Source organism: Pseudoalteromonas sp. HM-SA03 (assembly GCF_002289345.1).
GTDB lineage: Bacteria > Pseudomonadota > Gammaproteobacteria > Enterobacterales > Alteromonadaceae > Pseudoalteromonas.
On record NZ_NSDG01000189.1, the window covers coordinates 1 to 683 of the forward strand.

The following is a 683-nucleotide window of genomic DNA, read 5'->3' on the forward strand; positions in this document are numbered from 1 at the left end:
CTCACGACCTGTATCAATAGCGGCTTTTTACTCAAAGCGAACCTAGAATCCCAATTTGACCTGGCTGATGAGTTACTCGTCGGCAATATGCTCACGTTTGAAATTGAGTCACCAGATGCAATATCAACCTATTTCACTGGGACTTTGTTTGATATCCAATCTGGTTTTGTGTCTGAGCACACCTGTGGTGCAGAGGTGATTTTAAAGCCTCGCCTTGAGTTACTTAAGCAAACAGAAAAAAGCCAAATCTTTGTACAAGCCAATGTCCAATCTGTCCTCAATAAGTTGATACAAAAAGCCGGCTATTCACAAGACCGGATAAAATGGCGAGTCACTAAAGATTTACCCACGCTACCCCAGTGCGTACAAGCACTAGAAAACGACTACACCTTTTTCACCCGACTCTTAGCAAAGTACGGCTTAATTTATTGGTTTGAGTGCCATGATTTTATTGAGTCGATAGTGATTGCCGAGGGGAATCTTGCAAGCCCCTATATTGAGCGAGGCTTGCTGTCGGTAACGGATAAAGATGGTCTGGTTCACGAGCATAAAACTGGCTTTGTTGGGTTTACGCAGTGCCAAAGCCGCCATCGTTTTAAAATGGGTGGCTCACAAGTGCATATGAATGCCCATCCGCCAACCTCCGTCAGCTCGGCCCAGCGTAGCTATTTTGAGCCCGCCGC

At 45.7% G+C, this 683-nt stretch carries 1 protein-coding gene; it reads left to right on the plus strand.

Annotation, left to right across the window (positions count from 1 at the left end; genetic code table 11):
• The coding region (locus CKO50_RS23255) for a phage late control D family protein (protein WP_176474743.1) at window positions 1-683 on the plus strand (683 nt) is incomplete at both ends.